Annotated in this window: 1 protein-coding gene and 1 pseudogene; one reads left to right on the top strand and one right to left on the bottom strand. The window is 69.6% G+C overall.

Annotated elements, in window-relative coordinates:
- Positions 1–56: 56 nt before the first annotated feature.
- Positions 57–872 carry a transposase family protein gene (locus tag PUR61_RS08805; protein ID WP_329877463.1) on the bottom strand — a complete coding sequence of 272 codons (816 nt, stop codon included), beginning with the start codon at positions 870–872 and terminating at the stop codon, positions 57–59.
- Here PUR61_RS08805 and PUR61_RS08800 point away from each other — a divergent pair.
- Positions 759–1038: pseudogene (locus PUR61_RS08800) on the top strand (hypothetical protein); the annotation flags it as partial. The gene PUR61_RS08805 and the pseudogene PUR61_RS08800 sit on opposite strands and share 114 nt — an antisense overlap.

Genomic DNA, 1038 nt, shown 5'->3' with positions numbered 1-1038 from the left:
ACGAGTTGGTGCGTGATAGCGGGTGGGGCAGCAGGGGGCTGGTTGAGGTCTGTGGTTCACGTGCCGGCGGTGCGGTCGGAGACGAGGCCGGCGATGGCGCGGTAGGTGTCGGGCAGGGTCTCTCGGCGGTGTGTCCAGCGGAGGAGTTGCTTCCAGCGCTTGTGGTCGGCAAGAGCGTGTTCGACGGTGATGCGGTCGGAGGAGTGCTGGTGGCGGTCCTGTTCCCAGCGGGCGTGGACGTCGGCCAGGGCGCTCCTGTTCGGTTTCCTCGGTGGTGTGATCGCCTGGCCGGGGTGGTCGCGTCGCAGGCCGAGGTAGCCGTCGTCGAGAAGGACCTCCACATCGGGGAATTGCCGGAAGCAGTCGGCGATGCCTTCGTTGCGGGCGGCGGTCGCATCGTGCATTCGCCCTGGTCGCAGGGCATCAGTCCACAGGGTGCGGCCGTGGTGGTCGGCGATCACGGTGGCCTTCATGGTGTTCTGCTTCTTCTTGCCCGAGACGAACGCCCGCCGTCCGCCGCGGCCGGCCACCGGCCGTCGGACCTGGATCTCGGTGGCGTCCAGCCGCAGCTCGACGCCTTCGGCCTGCGCGTATGCGAACACGTCCGTGAGGGTCCTCAGGCGCACGCCGGGCCGGTCGGGGACCGCGCAGCCCCGCCGGGCGAGCAGGGCGCGGATCTCTGCGATCGCCCGGGTGACGGTGGAACGGTCGACGCCGAACAGCAGCCCCAGTACCGCATGCGGAAGGTCGTGCCGCAGATGGATCAGAGTGGCCACCACCCGGTCGGTGAAGACGAATTGGTGACGTGCACCGGCACCGGCGGCTCGCTTCCTCGCCCCGCCTCGCGCGTCGTGGCGGCGCCCCTCGACCACGGCCTGCCAGGGCTCGGCCAGCTCGGCGATCAGACTGCCCAGATGCCGCCGGGAGACACCGGTAAACAGCCGATGCGCCAGAACCGCCCGATTGACCATGATCCGCACGCCGCGATCATGCCACCCGCAGCACAAAGGCCCCACTCGCTATCACGCACCAACTCGT

Origin of the sequence: Streptomyces sp. BE20, assembly GCF_036322525.1 — a bacterium.
GTDB lineage: Bacteria > Actinomycetota > Actinomycetes > Streptomycetales > Streptomycetaceae > Kitasatospora.
This window is presented reverse-complemented; position numbering and strand designations above follow the sequence as displayed.